A 22421-nucleotide genomic window follows, 5' to 3' on the forward strand; every position below is an offset into this window, starting at 1 on the left:
TCGGCGGGTGAACCAGCGGCACAGGGTCGATGGGCAGCCGGCTTTCGTCCTGCATGCCTACCCGTACAGCGAGACCAGCCTGATCGTCGACGTCTTCTCGCGCGACCACGGGCGGGTCGCCCTGCTGGCGCGTGGTGCGCGGCGGCCGCGTTCGCTCCTGCGCGGGGTGCTGCTCGCCTTTCAGCCGCTCGAGCTGGCCTGGGCCGGCCGCGGCGAGGTGCAGACACTGGTCCGGGCCGAGTGGCAGGGCGGGCAGCCGCTGCTGGCGGGCAAGGCACTGTTCTGCGCCTACTATCTCAATGAACTGCTGATGCACCTGCTGCCGCGCGCCGACGCCCATGCCGCCCTGTTCGCAGTCTACGCCGCAACCTTGCGCCGCTTTGCCGATGGCGCGCAGGAGGCCGATCTGCGCCGTTTCGAGCGGGCCCTGCTGCGCGAACTCGGCTACGGGCCGACCCTCGAGGCCGATGTCGCCGGCGCCGCGGTCGAGGCCGATGCCAATTACGCTTACGAGATCGAACGCGGCCCGGTACGCCTGCCCGCTCCGCTGGCATCGCCGCTGACGCTGAGCGGGCGCACGCTGCTCGATCTGGCACGCGAGGATTTTTCCGATCCGCGTTCGCTGGCCGAGGCCAAGCAACTGATGCGGACGCTGATCGGGCACTACACCGGCGGCCGGAGTCTCGTCAGCCGCCGGATTTTCAGGGAGCTACAGGAACTATGATCGAACTTGGCGTCAATATCGACCACGTGGCGACGATCCGGCAGGCGCGTTGCACCTACGAGCCCGACCCGGTCTGGGCCGCAGTCGAAGCGCACCTCGGTGGCGCCGATGGCATCACCATCCACCTGCGCGAGGACCGCCGTCACATCCAGGATGCCGACGTCGAGAAGCTGCACGCGCTGGCGCAGATCAAACTCAACCTGGAAATGGCGGCGACCGACGAGATGATCGCCATCGCCTGCCGGATCAAGCCGCAGATGGCGATGCTGGTACCCGAGGGGCGGCACGAGGTGACGACCGAGGGCGGCCTCGATGTCGTCGCGCAGGAGACCCGGCTGCGCCAGGTGGTGAGCCGCCTCGCCGATGCCGGCATCGTCAGCAGCGTCTTCATCAACGCCGACCTGGCGCAGGTCGAGGCGGCAGCGCGCATCGGCGCGCGCGTCTGCGAAATCCACACCGGCCCCTACGCGCATGCGTTCTATACCCAGGGGCGCGATCCGGAAAGCCCGCCGGTACTCGCCGAACTCGAGCAGATCCGTGGCGCCGGCGAGGCCATTCGCCAGCTCGGCATGCGCTTCAACGCCGGCCATGCGCTCAACTACTTCAATGTGCAGCCGGTCGCGCAGCTTTGCGGCATCCGCGAGTTGCACATCGGCCATGCGATCATCAGCCGGGCGGTCTTCGTCGGCCTGCGCGAGGCCGTGCGCGAAATGAAGCGCCTGCTGCGTGAAGCGCAGGCGCGCGTCCGATGATCGTCGGTGTCGGCACCGACATCGTCGCCGTCGCCCGCCTCGGCAGCCTGCACGCGCGCCATGGCGAGCGTGCGCTGCGCCGCATCCTGTCGCCGGAGGAGTGCGCCGAGTTTGCCGGTGTGCGCGATCCGGCGCGTTTTCTCGCCAAGCGCTTCGCCGCCAAGGAAGCGCTGGGCAAGGCACTCGGCATCGGCCTCGTCGCGCCGGCGACGCTGCCGAACATCGGCATTGCGCACGATGCGCGCGGCCGGCCGGTCTTCACCTACGCGCCCGCGCTGGCCGCGCACATCGAGCAACGCCGGCTCGTCGCCCACCTGTCGATCAGCGACGAGACCGACTACGCGGTCGCCTTCGTCGTCATGGAGCAGTCATGAGCACCATTCCCCTGCTTGCACCCGGCCCGCTGATGATCGACCTTGCCGGCTGCCACCTTTCCGAGCTGGAAAGGGAGCGCCTGCGGCACCCGCTGGTCGGTGGCCTGATCCTCTTTGCGCGCAACTACGAGTCGCCCCAGCAACTCGCGCAACTGACCGCCGAAGTGCATTCGCTGCGCTCGCCGCCGCTGCTGATCGGCATCGACCACGAGGGGGGCAGGGTACAGCGCTGCCGCAGTGGCTTCAGCCGGCTGCCGCCGATGCGTCGTCTCGGCGAGCTGTGGGACCGGCAGCCCGAGGCGGCGCGGCTGGCGGCGCGGCGCATCGGTTACGTGCTGGCGGCCGAACTGCGCGCCTGCGGTGTCGACCTGTCGTTCACGCCGGTGCTCGATCTCGACTGGGGGCGGAGTACGGTCATCGGTGATCGTGCCTTCCACGGCGATCCGCGGGCGGTCAGCGAACTTGCCGGGGCGCTGGTCGATGGCCTGCACCGCGCCGGCATGGCCGCCTGCGGCAAGCATTTCCCCGGCCACGGCTGGGTCGCCGCCGACTCGCATGTCGACCTGCCGATGGACGAGCGCCCACTGCCAGAGATGGCGGCCGACCTCGAGCCCTACCGCCGGCTGCAGCTCGACGCCGTGATGCCGGCGCACGTCATCTATCGGCTGCTTGACGCCCGTCCGGCGGGCTTCTCGCCCTTCTGGATCGACATGCTGCGTACTGAACTGGCTTTCGACGGGGTGATCTTCAGCGATGACCTGTCAATGGCCGGCGCCAGCTTCGCCGGCGGCATCGTCGGCCGCTGCACGGCCGCCTGGCAGGCGGGTTGCGACCTGCTGCTGGTCTGCAACTCGCCGGATGCGGTCGGCGAACTGCTTGCCGAATGGCGGCCGCCGGCCGATCCGCGGCGGGCGCGGCGGGTCGAGCGACTGTCGCCGTCGACCGCCGTCGTCGACCGGGCCGCTCTGCAGGACGACGCCGAGTACCTTGCCGGCGTCGCGGCCGCCAGCTCGCTCGCCACCTGAGGGCAGCCGCCGCCCTGCCGCCGGCGGGCAGGACCCGTCGGTCCGGTGGATCAGGCCGCCGAAGCACTGGCGCCGGCGGCACTTGCCCGGTGTGACGAGGAACGGACTTCCGTTTACGGACTGGCTAGCTGAAGACTTTCCACTTGCGGGCGGTAGCCGAGCCGAACAGCTGCGGGTTCTGCGGCAACTGGTTGGTCGGCAGGTAGGCCGGCGTGATGGCCTTGAACCACTGGGCGTAGGAGGCGCCGGCGTCAAGCTTCGCCAGTGTCTTCAGGGCGTAGTAGGTGAACGCACCGTTCGGTCGTCCATTGAAGCGCGTATCCCAGCTGAACTGGCTGTCGAGGCAGCCCGCCATCAGCAGGTCGCCACCCGAGCGGGCGATGCCACCGGCCAGCCGCCGCGGGGTTGCGGTCGGCAACTCGACATCGCGCAGCCATGCTTGCGGCGGCAGGAAGCGGGCGCGCGGCATGCCGGGATCGAGTTCCGAGCTGTCGCCACGGGTGACGGACCCGGAGTGGCAGCTGTCCGACATCAGGACGATGCGAACGCCAGTGGCGCGCTTCGCCAGCAGCAGGTGCAACTCGTCGTCGAGCAGCACCTTGCCCTGGCCGATGTCCCATGGGCAGAGCGCTTCGTCACGCTGATCCGGTTCGTCACCATCGCGATCGGGCACCCAGGTGCCATGACCGGAATAGGTGATGACGACCGTATCACCGCTGACCGCCTTGCCGACGAGGCCCTCAATGGCGGCGACCATGGCCGCCTTGGTGGCCTGGGAATCGAGCAGCTTGAGAACGTCGAAACTGCGCGCGGCGAGTGCCGCAGCCCAGTCATTGGCGTCATTGACGCAGCCAGAGAGATCGTTCTGCGTGCCGGGGTAGTCGTTGATGCCGATACATAGGGCGTGCTTGCTCATCGGGACTCTCCTGTGTCGAGTTGGGAAGCGCCGGCAGCGACGCTGCCGGTCGATTCCGCGGCGTTGCCTTGCCTGCAACGACTGAAGGATAGTCGATATCGGCCGCTCGTCGAGGCCTTTTCATCGTCCGTCGCGGCAACGCGGCTGCGGTTCGTGCCAGGGTCGCCGGCGTGCACCCGGCGGGCGCACCAGGCTGGCCGTCTGGCTGCAGGAGCACGGTTCGTGCGCACGACAGCCTGTGCGCTGCGGCCGGGTATTCGCCGACTTGCCCGTTTCGGGGGTAAGCTGGACCCCCCGACCGCTTTCGCGTCCCCTCGCCGATGATCGACTCCATCCTTCTTGCTGCGACGCGCATCAGCACGTTCGTGCAGCAGCAACCACTGACCAATGCCAGCGGCTTCTTTTTCGCCCGCGACGAGCGGCTGTTCCTGGTCAGCAGCCGGCACGTGCTGATCGACAGGCCGAGCCGGCATTTTCCCGACCGCATCGAGATCGAGCTGCATGTCGACCCGGCCAATCTGGCCGAGTCGATCAGCTTCTCGATTCCCCTGTACCGCAACGGCCGCAGCCTCTGGCGGCAGGGCAGCGATTCCGCCGGCGACATCGACGTGGCGGTGATCGAGATCGAGCGCAGCGCCCTGCCGGTGCGAACCCTGCTCGCCGCCTTCGGCCCCGGGAACCTGCCGGGCCGCTGGCATCACGTCGAGATCGGCGGCTCGCTGCTGGTGGTCGGTTTCCCGCTCGGTTTTCACGACACCCTGCACCACATGCCGGTCGTTCGCCAGGCGGTGCTGGCCTCGCCCTGGGGGCTGCGCTTCAAGGGCGAGGGCTACTTCCTGACCGACGCGCGAACGCATCGCGGCACCAGTGGTGCGCCGGTGGTGATGCGCATGGCAGCCGGCGATGCGGGCCGTGCCTGGCTGCCATGGCTGCTGCTGGGCGTGCACTCGGCACGACTCGACGTGGGTTCGCGCGACCTCGAACTGGACGAGGCGCTCGGTCTCAACTGTGTCTGGTACGCCGACATCCTGATGACGCTGACCGCTGGCTGAGAGGCCGCGCCGGGGTCCGCTGCCGACCCTTGCCCTTTGCCGGCGTATCCCTCATCATCGGCCGCATCATCTGGAGGGCATCGTGAAGGAACGCCAATACATTGCCCGACGAGCGGCGGAATGGGAGGCCTGGGACCGCTGGCTGGCAGCAGCGGGGAGGCCGCGCACGGCCGCGCCGGATGGCGATGCCGCCGGCGCGGCCGGACTGCCGCAGCGCTTTCGGCGGCTGTGCCACGACTTGGCGCTGGTGCTCGATCGCAATTACTCGGCGGCGCTGGCGGCGGATCTGCATCGTCGCGTGCTGGCGGCGCATCAGCGCATCTACGGTGCCGGCGAGCCGCAGGGCCACGCCTGGAGACGTTTCTTCGGCGGCGACCTGCCGGCACTCGTGCGGCGCGAGTGGCGGCTTGTGCTCGCTGCCGGCCTGCTGCTCTGCGTACCGCTGCTGGGCTTCCTGCTGCTGATCCAGGGCTGGCCGGACGCCGCCTTCCTCTTGCTTTCCCCGGAGGCGGTGGGCGAGATCGAGGACATGTATTCGCCGGTGGCGCATCACCTCGGACGGCCGCGCGCGGCCAGCAGCGAGTGGGCGATGTGGGGCTTCTACATTGCCAACAACGTGCGCATCGACTTCCAGGCCTTTGCCGGTGGCGTCGCGTTCGGTCTCGGGACGGTCTTTTACCTGGTGTACAACGGGCTGCACATCGGTGCCATCGCCGGTCACCTGACGCAGATCGGTTACGTGTCCACTTTCTGGGGATTCGTTGCCGGCCACAGCGCTTTCGAACTGACTGGTGCCGTGCTGGCCGGCGCGGCCGGGCTGAAGCTCGGCACGGCGCTGGTCGCTCCCGGGCGGCAGACGCGGCTGGCGGCACTGCGGCAGCACGCGCGCGTGGCGGTGAAGCTGCTCTACGGTGCGGCCGCGCTGACCTTGCTCGCTGCCTTCATCGAAGCCTTCTGGTCACCCCGGCCCGATATCCCGCTTGCCTCCAAGGTCGCGGTCGGCGGCGCGCTGTGGGTGCTGACCTGGGCTTACCTGCTGTTCGCTGGGCGGGTCCGTGCGGCTTGAGGACATCGCCGTCGGCCTGCGCCGGCGCAGCGCCTGGGAGGCGATCGACCTCGGACAGGTCATGCTGCGGCAGTGGGCTCCGCGCATCTACGGCACCTGGTTCGCGACCTACTGGCTGGCCGGCCTGCTGCTCCTCGCTTTCTGGCCCTGGCCGGAGTACGTGATCCCGTTGCTGTGGTGGCTGGAGCCGCTGTTCGACCGCGTGCTGCTGCACGTCTGCAGCCGTTTACTCTTTGGCGAAGCCTGCAGCGTCCGCGATGTGCTGCGCGGGCTGCCGCGTCTGCTGCGCGCGCCCGGGCTGATCTCGGGACTCAGCCTGCGCCGCTTCAGCCTCGCGCGCTCGCTGCTGCTGCCGGTGTGGCAGCTCGAGGAACAGCGCGACGCCGCGGCCCGTGCCCGCTTCGCGCTGCTCGGCCGGCGCTGCCGCGGCCATGCGGTCTGGCTGACCTTCTTTTGCGCCAACATGTCGTCGGTCCTGCTGCTGTCGCTGCTGCTCCTGTTGCTTGCCCTCGTTCCCGGCGAGCATCCGGACTGGTCACTGTGGGACTGGTTCAGCGATGAGGAATCGCCGGCGCGCCATCTGGTCGGAACTCTTGGCTTCATGCTCGCCGAGACGATCGTCGAGCCGCTCTACGTTGCTTCCGGCTTTTCGCTCTACCTCAACCGGCGCAGCGAACTCGAGGGCTGGGACATCGAGCTTGGTCTGCGGCGGCTGGCGCAGCGACTCGCTGCCGGCGTCGTCAGCGCACCACCGTTGCTGGTTCTGCTTGTAGCCGGCACGTGCTGGCTGGTGCCGGTACCGGCGCTGGCGGCCACTGCGCCACCAGCCGGCGTCGCCGCGCCCGCGCCGCTGCCGGCCAAGCCGCCGGCAGCGGCGCGGGCGGTGATCGATGCGGTTCTCGCCGATCCGGTCTTCGGGCAGCTCCGTCACGACTGGCGCTGGCACTGGCGGCGACACGAGAGCCCGTCCGGCGAGCCGGGGCACAGCTGGTTGGCGGTGCTGGCGGGGCTCGCCGAGAGCCTGGCGGAGTTCCTGCGCGGACTGTTGTGGCTGTTCACCGGGCTGGCCCTGGCGGTGCTGGTCCTGCTGCTCGTGCGTTACCGGCGGCGGTCGGCGCCGACGGGCCCGCAGCGGCAGCCCGAGTTCGTCGCCGGTGTAGACCTGCGGCCCGAGTCGTTGCCCGTCGAGGTGGCGCCGGTGGCGGCTGCGGCGCTGGCCCGAGGCGCCGCCGTCGAGGCGCTGAGCCTGCTCTACCGCGGTGCGCTGCGCAGCCTGATCGCGCAGAGGCAGATCGGCTTCGCTGCCGGCGACACCGAGGAAGACTGCCTGCAGCGGGTTGCCGGGCAGGTGCCGGTGGCGGTGGAGAGGTGCTTTGCCGAGGTCATCGAGGCCTGGCGCCTGGTCGCGTATGGCGGCAGGCCACTGCCTGGTCGGCGCGGCGAGGAACTGCTGGCGGCCTGGCAACGGCATTTCGGCAGCAGCGGTGGTGGCCAGCGATGAGAAAACGATGGCTGGCGGCAGCACTGCTGGCGCTGCTGGCCACGGGGCTGCTCGCAGGCTGGCTCCTCAATCGTCTCGAGCGGGTACCGGTGTCGGTACGCGAGGCGCCGCATGTCGAGGCGCGGCGCAATCCGTATCTGGCACTCGAGCGCCTGACCGCCGGCATGGGCGGCAAGCTGACCCGGCGGTCGGATGCGCGCGTGCTTGACCAGCCGCCAGCGGGAAGCACCCTCTTTCTCGATCGCCGGCGCGGCCACCTGTTGCCGCCGGAGCGTCTGCGTCGACTGCTGGCCTGGGTCGAGGCGGGGGGGCACCTGATCGCGGTGGCGGAAGCGCCGCAGCTCGCCGATCCCTTGCTCGACAGTGTCGGCGTGGGCCGTCGGACGGAGCGAGCGGAAGACCTGCGTCGCCGCCCAGCGTCGATCGCGGTGCTGCCGCCTGGCGGCGGTCGTCCGTTGCAGGTCGCCGCCAGCTGGCAGGTCCTGACCACCGGTGAGCGGCAGCCGGTCTGGTCGGCTGGTGAGGGCGACCAGGGAGCGCAGATGCTGCAGTTCCGCATCGGTCAGGGGTGGCTGACGGTGGCCAGCGAACTCGACCAGCAGCTCGGCAACCGGCAGATCGGCGAACTGGACCACGCCGAGTTCTACTGGACGCTGATCAGCCGCAACCAGGGCGCATCGCCGCCGCAGGTCCTGCTGCTGTCGCGGCTGCAGATGCCGACGCTGTTCGAATGGATCGCCGAGAACGCCCGCGCGGCGGCGGTCGCGACGCTGCTCCTGGTGCTGCTGTGGCTGTGGCGCATCGTTCCCCGCTTCGGCAGCCTGCAGCCCGAGGCGGCGCCGGAACGCCGCGAGCTGCGCGAGCACCTGGCGGCGGTCGGTCGCTACCTGTGGCGTTGCGGCCAGCTGGCGGCATTGCTGCCGGCCGCCCGGGAGCATTTCCGCAGCCGCCTCGCGCAGCGCCGGCCAGGAATCGCTGGCCGGCCGCCGGCGGCGCAGGCCAGCCAGCTGGCAGCGCTCTCGGGCGTGCCGGTGGCGCGCATCGCCGCAGCGCTGGCTGGTCCCGCCGACAGCCCGCACACCTTCACCGATGCCCTGCGCACGCTGCGCGAGCTCGAACGTGTCCTTTGAGATATCCGCCATGAACAGCCCGGTCGTCCCCCTCTCCGCAGACCAGTTGCAGCAGGCCGCACAGTTGCTCGCGGCGTTGCGCGGCGAGATGGCGAAAGCGGTGATCGGCCAGCAGGCGGTCATCGACGAGGTGCTGATCGCTCTCCTTGCCGATGCACATGTACTGATCGAGGGCGTGCCGGGCCTCGGCAAGACACTGCTGGTCAAGGCTTTGGCGAGGACCTTCGCCGGCGACACGCGGCGCATCCAGTTCACACCCGACCTGATGCCTTCCGACGTTGTCGGGCATACGCTGTTCGATGCGGCGACGGCCCGCTTCGTCACCCGGCAGGGCCCGGTGTTCACGCACCTGCTGCTGGCCGACGAGATCAACCGGGCACCGGCCAAGACGCAGTCGGCGCTGCTCGAAGCGATGCAGGAGAAGCAAGTGACGCTGGAAGGCAACACGTCGCGCCTGCCGCAGCCGTTCATGGTCCTGGCGACGCAGAATCCGATCGAGCAGGAGGGAACCTATCCGCTGCCGGAAGCGCAGCTCGACCGCTTCCTGCTGAAGATCCGCATCGATTACCCGAGCGAGGGCGAAGAGATCGCCCTCACGCGCCAGGTGACCAGCGCCAAGACGGGTGCCGATCTCGACGTCGAGGCGGTGGCGACGCTGGTGCAGCCGGAAACGGTCGTCGGGCTGCAACGGTGGGCAGCGCATGTGGCGCTCGACGATCGCGTCCTCGCCTACGCCGTGGCGATCGTGCGCGGCAGTCGCGATACACCCGGCCTGGCCAGCGGTGCCGGGCCGCGCGGCCCGATCGCGCTGGTGCGCGCGGCGCGGGCGCGGGCGCTGATCGGCGGTCGTGGCTTCGCCACCCCCGACGACGTCAAGGCGGTGGCCCTGCCGGCTCTGCGCCATCGCGTGACGCCGAGCGCCGAGGCCGAGATCGAAGGAATGACCGCCGATGACCTCCTGCAGTCGCTGCTCGAGCGCGTGCCGGCGCCACGCCTCTAGGGTCGGGCGGTTCCTCAGCTGTTCCAGGGTTCCCGTCGTGCAAGCTTCTTCAGCGGGCAGCCACCGCAACCCCAGCTACCGGGGCTTCGCGGATCGGCAGGTTGACGAACGCGGCGAATGCGGCGAGCGCCATGTCGGCGTACCACATCCATGTGTAGTCGCCCATGCGGCTGATCGCCAGGCCGCCCAGCCACGCGCCGAGGAAACCGCCGATCTGGTGCGAGAGCAGGGTCAGCCCGAACAGCGTGGCGAGATAGCGGACACCGAACAGCTTGCCGACGATGGCGGCGGTCGGCGGCACGGTGGCCAGCCAGGTGAATCCCAGGCCGGCGGCGAAAATGTAGAAGGTCACGTCGGTGCGGGGCATCAGCAGGTACCAGGCGATCAGCAAGGCGCGCGAGCCATACATGGCCGCCAGGACGTACTTGCTGCGGTACTTGGCGACGCACGATCCGGCGTATAGGCTGCCGAAGATGTTGGCCAGGCCGATGATGGCCAGCGACCAGCTGGCGACACTTGGCGGCAGTCCGCACAGGTCGACCTCGCCGGGCAGGTGGGTGACCAGGAAGGCGATGTGGAAGCCGCAGGTGAAGAAGCCGAGGTGCAGCAGCAGGTAGCTGCGGTCGCACAGGGCTTCGCCGAGCGCGTGCCGCAGGCCGTTGTCGGCTTCGGCGTGATGCTGCGCAGGCTTCTGCATCGGCCGGGACAGCCGGCCGACCAGCGGCAGCGCGGCGAGTGCGATCAACGCCATCGACCACATCGCTCCCATCCAGCCAATGCTCTGGATCAGCTTCTGCAGGATCGGAGCGAAGACGAACTGGCCGAACGAGCCGCCGGCGTTGATGACGCCCGATGCGGCAGCGCGCGATTCGATCGGCAGGCGCTGCGCCGCCGCGCCGATCAGCACCGAGAAGCTGCCCGCGCCCGAACCGATGGCCGAGAGCAGACCGAGGGAGACGATGAGGCCGAAACCGGAACTCATGAACGGGGTGCCTGCACTGCCGAGTGCGAGCAGCAGCAGGCCCGCGATCAGCACGGCGCGGGGGCCGTAGCGGTCGGCGACGGCGCCGGCCAGTGGCTGGATGGCGCCCCACGTGAATTGCCCGACCGCCAGGGCCAGGCTGATGGTGGCGATGCCGAGGCCGGTCGAACTGTTCAAGGGACTGACGAAGAGCCCGAGCGACTGGCGCGTGCCCATGGTGACCATCAGGATGGCGGCGGCTGCCAGCGTGGTGCCGAGGACATCGGGTCGGGTGAGGGTGCGGAACATGGCGAGACTTTCGGTGGGCAGCCGGCGGGGCGGAAATTTCCGGACAATATAGCCGGTAGTCGGCGAATCTGAAAACAGGAAGCCCATAATTGCCGTCATCGGGTCGACGAAGGAGTGACAGATGGGCTTGCAGACGACGGCGGACCCTGCTGTGCGCTTCGCTGATTGGTGTTCACGAGACTGATCTCCCTGACGGAGTGAAATGCCGCATGCTGCTGCCCGACCGTCCGCTGATGCTTGCCGCCGGCTGCTGGCTGTTGCTGGCGGTGGCCGCTGTCGTCGTGCCCGCGTGGCTGCTGCTGTGGCAGGTCGCCGGCGTCGCTCTGGCTGCGCTGGCGGCGGCCGATGCACTGGCTGCCCGCAGCAGGCGTGGCGATGTCAGCGTACGGCGGCAACTGGCACACGCGATGCCGGTGGGTACGTGGCAGACCGTCGCGCTGCGTCTGCGCTGTGATGGCGGCGATGCCGACGGCTGGCTGAGTGACGGCCACCCGGCGGCGTTTGCCAGCGACGGCTTGCCCTTGCGTTTCGCGGTCGCGCGCGGACGCTGGCTGTCCCTGAGCTACCGCGTGGCGGTCAGCGAGCGCGGCCGACAGTGTTTCGACGGCATCACGCTGCGGCGCTCGTCGCCACTGCGCCTGTGGCAGCTGCAGGAGCGGCTGGCTGTTCGCGATGAGGTGCGGGTGTACCCGAATTTCGCGCGCATTGCCCACTACACACTGCTGGCAACCGACAACCGGCTGTCGCAGATCGGCATCCTGCAGCGGCGGCGGCGCGGTCAGGGGCTGGAGTTCCAGCAGTTGCGCGACTACCGCCAGGACGATTCGCCGCGGCAGATCGACTGGAAGGCGAGTTCGCGCGTTGGCCGCCTGATCTCGCGTGAGTACGCCGACGAGCGTGACCAGCAGATCGTCTTCCTGCTCGACTGCAGCGGCCGCATGCGCGCCCGCGACGGCGATCTGTCGCACTTCGACCATACTCTCAACGCACTCCTTCTGCTCGCCTGGGTGGCTCTGCGCCAGGGGGATGCAGTCGGCCTCTCCACGTTCGGTCATGCGCGGCCGCGCGTTCTGCTGCCGGGCAAGACGGTGGCGACGGTCAACACGCTGATGAACGCGGTGTACGATCTGGAACCGTCGCTGCAGGTACCGGACTATCTCGCTGCCAGCGAGACGCTGAGCCATCATCTGCGCAAGCGGGCGCTGGTGATTCTGGTCACCAACCTGCGCGACGAGGACGACGATACGCTGCTGCCGGCAGTACGGCAGTTGCGCCGCCGGCACGCGGTGAGCGTCGCCAGCCTGCGTGAACCGGTTCTCGACGAAGTCCTCGAGGCGCCGGTCGAGGACTTCGCCGCCGCGCTGATGCGTGCTGCCGGTCTCGAGTACCTGCAGGCACGCCAGCGGCAGCTGGCCCTGCTGCGTCACGGCGGCGTCGAGATCCTGGACGTGAGTGCCGGCGAGTTGCCGGTTGCCCTGATCAACCATTACCGGGCCAGAAAGCGCGCGGGCACGCTATAGTACGCGCCTGCGGGCGGCGGCGCGGCAGCGCCCCGGTGACGATGGTGACGATGGGGGCGGCGCGGGGGGCGCTATGAGCATGCAGGACAATCCGTTTCAGGCGCCGGTGGCGCGGCTGCAGGACCATGGCGACCTGGCCGCCGACGACTTCCGGGCCGAGGGACGCCTGGTGCCGCTCAGCCACGGCTACCGTTGGCTGCAGCGCGGCTGGGCGATCTTTCGCACGGCCCCGGGCACCTGGATCGGCATCGCGCTCGCCTGCATGGCCGTGTTGCTCATCCTCGGCAGCATCCCGCTGCTGAACGTCGCCGTGAACCTGTTGGCACCGGTGTTCATCGGCGGGCTCAGCATCGGCTGCCGCGCCATCGAGGACGGCGACGGTATCCGCTTCTCGCACCTCTTTGCCGGCTTCTCGCGTCGTCCGGGCACGCTGCTGATGGTTGGCCTGCTCTATCTCCTCGGCCTGCTGGCCATGGCCATCATCATTGGCGTGTTCGCCGCCCTGACCGGTGCGGTGGCGCTGGGAACGGCGGCCGGTGCGGACGAGGAGGCGGCGGTGTGGACCTTCCTGCTTTCGGTCGGGGTGATGATCCTGGTGTTCACGCCACTGGCGATGGCCGTCTGGCTGGCGCCGCCGCTCGTCATGCTGCACGATTTCTCGGCCAGCCAGGCGATCTGGACCAGTCTGCGTGTCGCCTTGCGCAACTTCCCGCCGTTCATGGTCTACGGCGTGCTCGTCCTGCTGCTGGCGGTATGCGCCAGCCTGCCGCTGTTGCTCGGCTGGCTGCTGCTGCTGCCGGTGCTGTACGCTTCGTTGTACGCTGCCTATCGCGACATCTTCTTCGACGAATGACGGCGGCGGTGCGTCTGGATACCGTTCGCCGGTTGGCGACCCCCGAGGGTTGCGTCATCGACCTGCGGCTCGCCGGTCCGGTGGTGCGCGCGCGCGCCTGGCTGATCGATTTCCTCATCCGTTTCGCCGTCTGGTTGTTGCTCGTCATCCTCGCGGTGAGGCTCGGCGATTTCGGGGCCGGTCTGCTTCTGCTCGGAGCCTTCGTGCTCGAATGGTTCTATCCGGTCGTCTTCGAGGTCTGGTTCCGCGGGCAGACACCGGGAAAGAGGGCGTGCGGGTTGGCGGTGGTGCACGACGACGGGCGGCCGGTCGGCAGCAACGCCGCGTTCATCCGCAACACACTGCGCGCCGTCGACTTCCTGCCGCTGCTCTATGCCACGGGTTTCGTCTGCAGCCTCCTCAACGCCGACGGCAAACGGCTCGGCGATCTCGCCGCCGGGACGCTGGTGGTGTACGTCGAGAGTGGCCGCCGGCCGGCGGTGGTCAGCAGCGTCGATGTAGGCAGCGAGCCGCCACTGTTCGCCCTCAGCCGCGAGGAGCAACTCGTGCTGATCGAGTTCAGCCAGCGGGCGCCCCTGCTGACGCCGGAGCGGGTAGTCGAACTGGCTGCCGCCGCCGGCCCGCTGCTCGGCGGCGTCGACGGCTCGGCGGCAGAGCTTCGACTGCGGCGCATCGGCAACTTCCTGCTCGGCAGACCGACGGCCTGAGTTTCCCTTCACTTTCACTGCCCAGGCCCACTGGCGCCGCGCCCGGATCGGCCCCGAGTTCCGGGTCAATATCACCAGCGGCAACAATCAGACCGATGCGCGTTTCGCCGCGCTGTCCGATGGCAGCTTCGTCATCGTCTGGGCCGACGATGGTGGCGCGGATGGCAGCGGCTGGGGCATCTACGCCCGGCGCTACAGCGCCAGCGGCGTCGCCCTCGGTGGCGAGTCGCGGATCAACACGGCCGTCTCCTCGACCCAGTACCAGCCGAGCGTGGCGACCTACAACGGTGGCTTCGTCGTGACCCGGGCTTCGTCCGGCAATGCCGGTGACTGGAGTTGGACCGGTATCCGTTTAGTGGACGCCAAAAGGCGAGGAGCGTTATCCACGGCCGGCCGGTTCGGTCGCTTGCGACGAACCGGAAACCGGCCGACGGTGGATAACGCGGTGCTGCTCACGGCAAGGGTCCTCTACCGGTGCTGGTCGGCGACGCGGCGCCATGCCAGCGCTGCTCGAATGCCGCCGGGCGGCGGGGCTCGCTGCAGCAGGTCAGGGCGGTCCTGGCGCCAGGACGGCTGCGCCGCCGCCTGCGCGCTTCCGGGCATCCGAAGCCCGCGGCTCGCGCGCACGATGGTCCATGACAAGCTGTTGCTTGCGATCCGGTTTCCCGAGCGGACGAACGCACTTTGTCCTCCATTGTCTTCGGTCTGCCCGGCAGTGGGTAGACGTCCGGCAGGCCGAGCCGGGGCGACGCGCAGACCGCTGCTGGCGGGGAAGGCCTGCCGCTGCCGGTCCGCCGCTCGGTGGCGTCGACGGCGAGGCGGGAACGCTTCGCCCGCAGAGGCAGCTCCCCGCTCGGCAGGTTGGCGGGCTGAATTTCCCGGCCGTTTCGTTGTCTGTGCGCACTCACTCCCTGCGCGGATCGCTGCCATGAACGACTACCCCGGCCCAACCTTGGTGACCCTCGCCACCTCCTTTCTGCTCTTTGCCTGCGCCGCCTACGTCGGTCGCTGTCGCATCCGCTTCGGCATCAAGGCGCCGGCAACCAGCGGCCACCCGCAGTTCGAGATCGCCTACCGCATCCAGGCCAACACCGTCGAGAACAGCCTTGCCTTCCTGCCGGTGCTGTGGGTGTTTGCCAGCAGCGTCTCGAGTCCCTGGGCGACGGTGCTCGGCGGAGTCTGGCTGGCGGCGCGGGTCTGGTACGCGATCGCCTACGCGCGCCAGCCGACGACGCGCGGCGCTGGTTTCCTGGTCTCGATGCTCTGTTTCGGCGCCCTGGGCATCGGCGGTGCCTACGGCGTCCTGCGCGGAATGCTCGTCTGAGCCGGGGCGCGGCGGTGCTTGCCGGTGAGGTCGGCGGGTCGCAGGCAGTGACCCGCCGCTTGCAGCCGCTGCGCGACCTGTTGCCCCATGTCGCCCGCTACCGCGGGCGGGTCGGGTTGGCCCTGTTGTTCCTGCTGCTGGCTGCCGGGGCGACGCTGGCGCTTCCTTACGCCGTCAAGCTGCTGGTCGACGGTGCCCTGGCGAGGCCGCCCGGGGGCGCGCCGGAGGAGCAACTGGCAACGATTCGCGAGCATTTTCTGCTCCTCTTCGCCGTCTCGCTGCTCCTCGGGCTGGCAACCGCTGCCCGCTATTACATGGTGAGCTGGATCGGCGAGCGCGTCACCACCGACCTGCGCCAGGCGGTCTATGCGCACGTGCTGCGACAGAGTCCGCAATTCTTCGAGACGCTGAAGACCGGCGAAGTCCTCTCGCGCCTGAGTGCGGATACGACGGTCATTCACCATGCGGTTGGCTCCAGCGTCAGCATGGGGCTGCGCAACCTCGTACTGCTGCTCGGCGGCCTGACGATGCTGCTGACGACGACGCCGCGGCTGATGCTGTCGGTAGCCGGCATCATCGTCCTCGTCGTCTTGCCGGCGGTGCTGATCGCGCGGCGCGTGCGCAAGCTCTCGCGCGCCAGCCAGGATCGGCTGGCCGACACCGGCGGCATCGCCGGCGAGGTGCTGAACGCGGTCCCGGTTGTGCAGAGCTACGGTCGCGAGACGGCCGAAGCCGAGCGCTTCGGCCGCGCCAACGAAGAGGCCTTTGTCGCGTCGATGCGGCGGACCGGCACGCGCTCGGCATTGACCGGATTTGTCATCATCGGCGTCTTCGCCTCGCTGCTCTACGGGATGTACGGTGGCGTCCGGGCGGTGCTGGCGGGCGAAATGAGTGCCGGCCAGTTGAGCCAGACGGCGCTCTACGTGATGGTCGTTGCCGGCAGCGTTGCCGTGCTGGCCGAGGTCTGGGGCGATCTGCTGCGCGCTGCCGGCGCCACCGAGCGCCTGATGGAACTGCTCGCCGCGCATTCCCCGATCGCCGAGCCGGCGCAGTCGGTCAGCCTGGCGGAGCCAGCCGGGGGCCTGCCGCTGCGCTTCAGCCAGGTGCAGTTCGCCTATCCGTCGCGGCCGACGGCACAGGTTCTGAACGGGCTCGAGCTCAGCATCCCGACCGGGCAGACGGTGGCGCTGGTCGGGCCGTCGGGAGCCGGCAAGACGACAATCTTGCAGCTCGTGCAGCGTTTCTACGACGTCGCTGGCGGCGCCATTCTGGTCGACGGCGTGGACCTGCGGCGACTGTCACTCGCCGAGCTTCGGCGGCGGATCGCGGTCGTGCCGCAGGAGGCGGTGATCTTCTCCGGCAGCATTGCCGACAACATTGCCTATGGCAGAGCGGGCGCTGCGCCCGACGAGATCCGGGCGGCCGCCAGCGCCGCCTTCGTCGACGACTTCGTCCGGCGTCTGCCCGAGGGCTACGACACCGTCGTCGGTGAACGCGGCCTGCGCCTCTCGGGCGGGCAGCGGCAGCGCATCGCGATCGCGCGGGCGATGTTGAAGAACGCGCCGTTGCTGTTGCTCGACGAAGCGACCAGCAGCCTCGACGCGGAAAGCGAGCGCGCCGTGCAGGCGGCCCTCGAGGTCGCAATGGCCGGCCGCACGACGATCATCGTCGCCCACCGCCTGGCGACGGTGCAGCGCGCCGAGCGCATCATCGTTGTCGATCATGGCCGGGTGGTCGAGGACGGAACGCACGCACTGCTGGTGGCGAGCGGTGGTCTGTACGCGAGGCTGGCGGCGCTGCAGTTTGCTGCCTGAGCGGAGCTGCAGCAGTGTTTGCCGGCGGGCCGGGATGCAGGGTGGGCCGGAGTCCAGGATGCGGCCGCGGGCCGGTGAGCGGCGAGCACGGCTTCGGGCAGCAAGGCAGGGCAGCCATTCAGCCGCATGCTCCACCGCCACTGCGCCGGCAGGCTGCATCGCTGGCGTGTCGCCCGGGCCGCAGCCAAGGACTTGCAGGTGGAGCGATGGTGCCGGACGATCGTCGGCGCCATGGACACTTAAGCCCGCCTTCAGGAGTCGGGTTCAGGATGCGGCCGTCGCAGGCGGGAGAAGCTCGGCTTTCCCCGGGGTTCCTGCTTTTCGAGGAGAATGTTCTTGACCGGCAACGGATTGCTGCCCGTATCGATGGCTGCCTGGCGACGCTTGCTGCTGGCAACCGGTGCCGCCGCGCTGGCGGGGGGACTGTCGTTCCTCGCCTGGCAACGTTTCCATCCGGTGATGGCGGCCGACGGCTGGGCGTATCGGGTCCACCTTGATGAACTGCCGCAGGTCAGTGCCCTGGCCATCGATCGCGATGGGTCGCTTTTGTGGACGAAGGAACTCGACAACGGCCGTGGGTCGCTGTTCCGGCGGAGCCCGGAGGGCAAAGTCGCAGAAGTGCGCGGGGGGCTCTCAAAACCCGATGGGTTGCTCTCGTTTCGCGGTGGCCTCGTGGTCAGCCAAGAGGGCGGCGACCTGCCGGTCATCTGGTTCCATGAGGGGCGGAGCACAGACCTGTTCGTCGGCCAGCGTGTTGAAGGGCTTGCGAGCGACGGCCAGGCCCTCTATGCCATCGAGGACCTGGCGGAGGATGGGCGACTGCTGCGCTTTGATCCGCTCAGCAAGCAGCTCAGCGTCATGCGCAGCGGTCTGGCCGAGGCCGAGGGGGTGGCGATCTGTGGCAATGGCGACCTCTTCTATACGCTGAAGGGAAAGGGCAGGGGAGCCGGCAGCGTCCGGCGCTGGCTGGCTGACGGCAGCGATCCGGTACTGCTTGACGAGCTGAACGCGCCGGGCTTCCTGATGTGCGATGAAGAAGGGCTGTGGATCAGCGAGGACGCGACGCATCGGGCGCGCTTGTTGCTGCTCGACCGCTCCGGTCGGTTGCACGTCATTCTGCGCGGTCTGCGCTCGGCACAGACCGTTCTGGCCTTGGCGCCGGGGCGTCTTCTGGTCGCCGAACAGGGCCGTGGGCGCGTGCTGCTCGTCGAACGTCGGGCGGCACAGGCGCACTGAAGCCGGCGTGCCGTGGTCAGCGGCTCAGCAGTTCGCCGAGACGGCGGACGGCGTCGTCGATCTCCGCTGTGTGCGGGTTGCCGCAGTTCAGGCGCAGGCAGTTGCGGTACATGCCGCTGGCGGAAAAGAGTTCGCCCGGTACGTAGGCGACGCCGGCGGCGATCGCCCGCTCGAAGCGTGCACTGGCATCGATTTCCGCCGGCAGTTCGACCCACAGCACGAAGCCCCCTTGCGGCTCGGTGATCCGGGTCTCTGCCGGGAAATACTTGCCCACTGCCGCGCGCATGGCATCGACCTGCCGCTGGTAGGCGCGCCGCAGGGTGCGCAGGTGACGCTCGCAGGCACCTGAAGCGAGATACTCGGCGAGCACCAGTTGCGTGACCGGATTCGTGGCGCCGCTGCCGATCGTCTTCTGCAGGGCGATCTGCGACCGGTAACGCCCGCCGGCGACGAAGCCGATCCGCAGCGCCGGCGAGAGACACTTCGAGAAGGACGAACAGAGCATCACCTGGCCGCTCTCGTCGAAGGCCTTGATCGGCCGCGGGCGTTCGTTGGCGAAATGGAGGTCGCCGTAGATGTCGTCCTCGATCACCGCGAGGCCGCGTTCTGCGGCCAGTCTGGCCAGCCGTCGCTTGTTCTCGTCGGGCATGATGCTGCCGAGTGGATTGCTGGCATTTGGAACCAGCAGGCAGGCGGCGACCCGGCCATCGCGTGTCGCCAGCTCGAGGGCCTCGATCGACAGCCCGCGGCCGGGGTCGGTCGGTATCTCGAGCGCCTTGAGACCGAGCGTTTCGAGCAGCTGCAGCATCAGATAGTAGCCCGGCGATTCGACGGCCACCGTGTCACCGGGACGGGTCACCGCCCGCAGGCACAACGCGAGCGCTTCGGTGCAGGAATTGGTGATGATGAACTCGCCGGCAGCCAGTGGGCCGGCCCAACTGACCGAGCGCAGCAGCAACTGGCGCACGAGAGCCGGTTCGTCCATGTTGATGTGGCTGCCGCCGGCGAGGAGACGTGGATGGCGCCGGACGACGCCGGCGTAGAGCCGCTGCAGCGAGGGCAGCGGCAGCAGGCCGGGAGCCGGCAGGGCCGCTGCCAACGGCGCCATGCCCGGCGCCACTCCGGCCTGCAGGACGCGCATCAGGCGCTGGCTGACATCGACCACCACCGGCGTCTCCGGCGTCGACCGGCTGTCGGGCTGCGCGCGCCGGACACCGGGATGGCGGACGAAGTAGCCCGACTGCGGCCGCGCCTCGACGAGTCCGCGATCCTCGAGCTGGTGCAACGCCTGCAGCACGGTCGATACCGACAGGCGGCGCTCGCGCGAAAGGCGTCGTACCGACGGCAGCCGCTCGCCGGGCTGCAGGTTGCCGGCGGCGATGATGCCGCGCAGATCCTCGGCCAGTCTCTCGTAGCGCAGCGGTTCGGTCTCCATTCATCTCTCCAGTACAGTTGTCCGCGATGACGACAGGCACAGTCAAAAAATAAGCCAACTGTGTTGCTAACAATTCATCCAGTTTGTGACTGTACCACGTCTGGCGATCGCCATACACTGCTGCTGTCCGATCGTCATCAAGGCACCCCGCCAGGGCGGCCGATGTCATCGCGAGCTGCCTGCCGTCGACGGCCCGCCGCGCACCGGCGTACGGGATTGTCCGCAGGCGCGCGGAGCAGCCGGTCATCCCGGTTGGCGACACGACCTTCAACGCAAGACAAGGAGACATGCCATGAACCTCGATCCGTGCAACAGTCAGCTCTGCCTCTCTGACAACAGGCCACTGCGGCTGCGCTCGGCGCGCGGCGTTCGCGTCACCTGTACCGCCGGTGTCGCCTGGTTGACGGTCGCTGGCGAAGCGGGCGACATCCTCCTCACGGCGGGCGAGAGCCACCGGGTGCGCAGCAACGGCCTGGCCCTGCTCGAGGCCATCGGCACGGCACGCGTCCGGCTTGAGCCGCCGGCGCGTCGCTGGCCGACTCTGTGGTGGCACGTCCCTGGCCGCTGGCGCCACCGCTCGCTCACGCTGCTGGCGCTCGACTGGCGTCCGCTGCTGGGGTGGCGCGGGCGATCAGTCAACGCCGGTGGAGCTTGAGCGCCGGCGGATTGTCGTTCATAATCTGCGCCTGTTCATTCAGCATGTGGCGAGGCGCGATGAAGACGGCAGAAGCAGGCGTCGTTCTCGAACGGACAGTGCAGGCGTTGCGCGCGCACAGTCTGGCGGTGTCAGTAAAGGCTGATGTCCCGGCGCGGCCGGAAGAGAAGGCTGGAACCTGGGTGCGTGTTGCCCGAGGGCGGGGCAGCAGCACCTACTCGGCCGTCGTCAAGAGGCGGCTGACGCAGGGTAGCCTGGGCGCCGTGCTGGCGCAACTGCGGCAACCGGTCGATGCGGGCCAGCCACCGGCGTTGCTGATCACCGACCATGTCAGCCTGCCCCTGGCCGATCGCCTGCAGGAGAGCCAGCAGCAGTTTGCCGATGCAGCCGGCAACGCCTACCTGGAGACAGCCGCCTTCTTGGTCCTGGTGAAGGGCCGCAAGCCGGATGCGAAGCAGATCGCACTGCGCGCGAGCCGGGGTTTCAGCAACAGCCGGCTGAAGGTGCTCTTCGCGCTGATCTGCGACCCGCAACTGGCGGCCGCACCGTACCGGACGATCGCCGCGGCGGCCAACGTCGCGCTCGGGTCGTTGCCAGCGGTGGTTGCCGAGCTGCAGCGCGATGAGTCGCTGCTGGTGCAGAATAGACAGCGGCGTCTGAACGCAAGCAAGCGCCTGCTCGACGAATGGGCGCAGGCCTACGCCGTCGGTCTGCGTGGGCGGACCCTGAGCGGCCGTTACGTGGCCGGGAACTTTGCCGGCTGGCCCGACTGGCATCTGCATCCGGCACATGTGCGCTGGGGAGGAGAGCCGGCGGCGAAGCTGCTCGGGTGCGATCTGCAGCCGGGGGTCCTGACCATTTACGGCGACAGGCTGCCGGCGCGACTCGTTGGGGACGGGCATCTTGCCCCGGCTGGTCCGGCCGCCTACCAGGGACTGCTGGAACTGCGCAAGCCGTTCTGGGGCGCAACCGTGGCCGCGGCACCGCAGACGGTGGCACCGGCACTGGTCTACGCCGACCTGCTGGCGACCGGCAACGGGCGTTGCTGCGAAGCGGCACAGACGATCTACGAGAGCTTGCTGGCGCGCGCCTTCCCGATGCGCTGAGCGGATGGTTGTGGGTCGCGTGCCGCCGCTGGCGCGGCCTGGGGCACCGTTTGCCGCCGCGGAGCCGGCGGCGAGAAGTGGGTCGTGGCGACGCCCGACAGGACGATCAGCCCGATCGCCATCCAGGACCAGCGGTCGAGGGTTTCATGCCAGAGGACGATGCCGAAGAAACTGGCGAAAATGACCGTACTGTAGGCCAGAGCCGCCGTCAGCAGGGTGCGGCTGGCGGCATAGGCGCGCGTCATGGCCAGTTGAGCGGCGGTGGCGAAGGCAGCCACTCCGAACAGCAGGCTGCCGCTGCGCAGGTCGACCGGATGCAGCTCTGACCAAACCAGCCAGCAGGTGGCGCCAACCGACGACACGAGCGAGAAGTAGAAGACGGTCCGGGTCTCGGGCTCGCCCCGGTGACCCAGTTCACGAACGCTGAAATAGGCCAGCCCTGCCAGCACCCCGGAAGCCAGGCCGAGGAGACCGCCGAGCATCTGGTCGGCACTCCAGCTCGGCCGCAACAGCAGGCTGACACCGGCGAGGCCGAGCGCCAGTGCGCCGAAGGCGCCGCCAGTCGGTCGCTGCCCGGCGACTGCCAGATAAAGCGCCAGGAAGATCGCAGAGCTGTAGTTCAGGGTGACGGCAGTGGCCAGCGGCAGCAAGGTGATCGCCCAGAAGTAGGCGATCAGGGCCGCGAAGCCGACCGCTCCGCGGCTGATCTGCCAGCGCCAGTGGGGCGTCCGCAGTGGCACCCGGCGCAGGCGGACCAGCACGAACATGACGAGCAGCGACAGGATGCTGCGGTAGAAGACGATCTCCTCTGCCGAGTGGCTCGCCGCTGCCAGTTTGACGCAGACCCCCATGCAGGCGAAGAGGAGGCTGGCGACGACCATCCAGAGCGATTGCATCGACGTGTCCGGGCGCGAACGGAGGCTGGATTCTACTGCCAAAGCGGGCTTGCCGCGGGTTGCAT

21 protein-coding genes are annotated in these 22421 nt (G+C 69.0%); 17 read left to right on the plus strand and 4 right to left on the minus strand.

The window, feature by feature from the left end; all coding sequences use genetic code 11:
- Positions 1 to 7: 7 nt before the first annotated feature.
- From recO to nagZ, 4 genes are read left to right on the plus strand one after another with little or no spacing between them, the layout of a single operon-like run.
- Entirely contained in the window at positions 8 to 724 is a 717-nt protein-coding gene (gene recO, locus HT579_11400) for a DNA repair protein RecO (protein ID QKS29459.1), read from the plus strand.
- Positions 721 to 1476, plus strand: coding sequence for a pyridoxine 5'-phosphate synthase (locus tag HT579_11405; GenBank protein QKS29460.1), 756 nt, complete (start codon positions 721 to 723; stop codon positions 1474 to 1476). The genes recO and HT579_11405 overlap by 4 nt, the downstream gene beginning before the upstream one ends.
- Entirely contained in the window at positions 1473 to 1850 is a 378-nt protein-coding gene (locus HT579_11410) for a holo-ACP synthase (protein QKS29461.1), read from the plus strand. Before HT579_11405 ends, HT579_11410 begins: the two co-directional genes overlap by 4 nt.
- The gene (gene nagZ / locus HT579_11415; protein ID QKS29462.1) at positions 1847 to 2875 is read left to right on the plus strand and encodes a beta-N-acetylhexosaminidase; all 1029 of its coding nucleotides are present in this window, start codon (positions 1847 to 1849) and stop codon (positions 2873 to 2875) included. Before HT579_11410 ends, nagZ begins: the two co-directional genes overlap by 4 nt.
- 124 nt (positions 2876 to 2999) lie before the next feature.
- On the opposite strand, the gene HT579_11420 is transcribed toward nagZ, so the two are convergent.
- The gene (locus tag HT579_11420; GenBank protein QKS29463.1) at positions 3000 to 3791 is read right to left on the minus strand and encodes a caspase family protein; all 792 of its coding nucleotides are present in this window, start codon (positions 3789 to 3791) and stop codon (positions 3000 to 3002) included.
- Between the two features lie 320 nt (positions 3792 to 4111).
- On the opposite strand from HT579_11420, the gene HT579_11425 reads away from it, so the two are divergent.
- The 5 genes from HT579_11425 to HT579_11445 all read left to right on the plus strand — a co-directional run bounded on the left by HT579_11425 (position 4112) and on the right by HT579_11445 (position 9540).
- Positions 4112 to 4843: a trypsin-like peptidase domain-containing protein gene (locus HT579_11425; protein ID QKS29464.1), complete on the plus strand. Its 732-nt coding sequence runs from the start codon at positions 4112 to 4114 to the stop codon at positions 4841 to 4843.
- Positions 4844 to 4925: 82 nt separating this feature from the next.
- Complete coding sequence (locus HT579_11430) at positions 4926 to 5909, plus strand: stage II sporulation protein M (protein ID QKS29465.1); 984 nt, start codon at positions 4926 to 4928, stop codon at positions 5907 to 5909.
- Positions 5899 to 7410 (plus strand): DUF4129 domain-containing protein, encoded by a 1512-nt coding sequence (locus tag HT579_11435; protein ID QKS29466.1) that lies wholly within the window; start codon positions 5899 to 5901, stop codon positions 7408 to 7410. The genes HT579_11430 and HT579_11435 overlap by 11 nt, the downstream gene beginning before the upstream one ends.
- Complete coding sequence (locus tag HT579_11440; protein QKS29467.1) at positions 7407 to 8540, plus strand: DUF4350 domain-containing protein; 1134 nt, start codon at positions 7407 to 7409, stop codon at positions 8538 to 8540. Before HT579_11435 ends, HT579_11440 begins: the two co-directional genes overlap by 4 nt.
- Before the next feature lie 10 nt (positions 8541 to 8550).
- Positions 8551 to 9540 (plus strand): MoxR family ATPase, encoded by a 990-nt coding sequence (locus HT579_11445; GenBank protein ID QKS29468.1) that lies wholly within the window; start codon positions 8551 to 8553, stop codon positions 9538 to 9540.
- Between the two features lie 49 nt (positions 9541 to 9589).
- Here HT579_11445 and HT579_11450 read toward each other — a convergent pair whose 3' ends face one another.
- Positions 9590 to 10810 (minus strand): MFS transporter, encoded by a 1221-nt coding sequence (locus tag HT579_11450; GenBank protein ID QKS29469.1) that lies wholly within the window; start codon positions 10808 to 10810, stop codon positions 9590 to 9592.
- A gap of 209 nt (positions 10811 to 11019) precedes the next feature.
- Between HT579_11450 and HT579_11455 the strand changes: the two genes are divergently transcribed.
- From HT579_11455 to HT579_11480, 6 genes are all read left to right on the plus strand, one after another.
- Complete coding sequence (locus HT579_11455) at positions 11020 to 12330, plus strand: DUF58 domain-containing protein (GenBank protein ID QKS29470.1); 1311 nt, start codon at positions 11020 to 11022, stop codon at positions 12328 to 12330.
- Positions 12331 to 12403: 73 nt separating this feature from the next.
- Entirely contained in the window at positions 12404 to 13183 is a 780-nt protein-coding gene (locus HT579_11460; protein ID QKS29471.1) for a hypothetical protein, read from the plus strand.
- On the plus strand, positions 13180 to 13890 hold the full coding sequence (locus HT579_11465; protein QKS29472.1) for an RDD family protein: 711 nt from the start codon (positions 13180 to 13182) through the stop codon (positions 13888 to 13890). Before HT579_11460 ends, HT579_11465 begins: the two co-directional genes overlap by 4 nt.
- A gap of 928 nt (positions 13891 to 14818) precedes the next feature.
- Positions 14819 to 15214 (plus strand): MAPEG family protein, encoded by a 396-nt coding sequence (locus HT579_11470; protein QKS29473.1) that lies wholly within the window; start codon positions 14819 to 14821, stop codon positions 15212 to 15214.
- A gap of 14 nt (positions 15215 to 15228) precedes the next feature.
- Positions 15229 to 17028 carry an ATP-binding cassette domain-containing protein gene (locus HT579_11475; GenBank protein ID QKS29474.1) on the plus strand — a complete coding sequence of 600 codons (1800 nt, stop codon included), beginning with the start codon at positions 15229 to 15231 and terminating at the stop codon, positions 17026 to 17028.
- Positions 17029 to 17394: 366 nt separating this feature from the next.
- The gene (locus HT579_11480; protein QKS31614.1) at positions 17395 to 18264 is read left to right on the plus strand and encodes a hypothetical protein; all 870 of its coding nucleotides are present in this window, start codon (positions 17395 to 17397) and stop codon (positions 18262 to 18264) included.
- Positions 18265 to 18280: 16 nt separating this feature from the next.
- On the opposite strand, the gene HT579_11485 is transcribed toward HT579_11480, so the two are convergent.
- Positions 18281 to 19699: a PLP-dependent aminotransferase family protein gene (locus tag HT579_11485; protein ID QKS29475.1), complete on the minus strand. Its 1419-nt coding sequence runs from the start codon at positions 19697 to 19699 to the stop codon at positions 18281 to 18283.
- Between the two features lie 292 nt (positions 19700 to 19991).
- Here HT579_11485 and HT579_11490 point away from each other — a divergent pair, with 292 nt between their 5' ends.
- Entirely contained in the window at positions 19992 to 20354 is a 363-nt protein-coding gene (locus HT579_11490; GenBank protein QKS29476.1) for a DUF2917 domain-containing protein, read from the plus strand.
- A 59-nt stretch (positions 20355 to 20413) separates the two neighbouring features.
- Positions 20414 to 21460, plus strand: coding sequence for a hypothetical protein (locus HT579_11495; protein ID QKS29477.1), 1047 nt, complete (start codon positions 20414 to 20416; stop codon positions 21458 to 21460).
- Here the strand turns inward: HT579_11495 and HT579_11500 are convergent.
- On the minus strand, positions 21421 to 22356 hold the full coding sequence (locus HT579_11500; protein QKS29478.1) for a DMT family transporter: 936 nt from the start codon (positions 22354 to 22356) through the stop codon (positions 21421 to 21423). The genes HT579_11495 and HT579_11500 overlap by 40 nt on opposite strands.
- Positions 22357 to 22421: the final 65 nt, after the last annotated feature.

The organism is Candidatus Accumulibacter similis, assembly GCA_013347225.1.
GTDB lineage: Bacteria > Pseudomonadota > Gammaproteobacteria > Burkholderiales > Rhodocyclaceae > Accumulibacter > Accumulibacter similis.